This is a genomic window from Streptomyces sp. SID14478, assembly GCF_010548525.1.
Lineage (GTDB): Bacteria > Actinomycetota > Actinomycetes > Streptomycetales > Streptomycetaceae > Streptomyces.
The window spans coordinates 1-221 of sequence record NZ_JAAGMG010000905.1 but is presented as its reverse complement, the minus strand read 5'-3'; the positions used below and the strand labels follow the sequence as shown (position 1 = coordinate 221).

The following is a 221-nucleotide window of genomic DNA, read 5'->3' as shown; positions in this document are numbered from 1 at the left end:
GAACGCCGCCGACCGCCTGGTCCTGGCGGCGGGCACGGGCACGCGAGGGCACCTCCCGGCCCGCCCGGCCACGCTCCTCGCGCAGCGCCTGGACCTGCCCCTGACGGCGTTCCCCGGCGCGCACAACGGCTGGTCCTCGCACCCCGCCGAGACGGCCGACCTGCTGCGCGCCCACCTTCTGGGGCAGACTCGATGACATGCGCACTGCTTACGACGTGGAG

The 221-nt window shown here is 75.6% G+C and carries 1 pseudogene; it reads left to right on the top strand.

Annotation, left to right across the window (positions count from 1 at the left end):
* Nucleotides 1–196: pseudogene (locus G3I40_RS29245) on the top strand (alpha/beta hydrolase); the annotation flags it as partial.
* Nucleotides 197–221 lie beyond the last annotated feature (25 nt).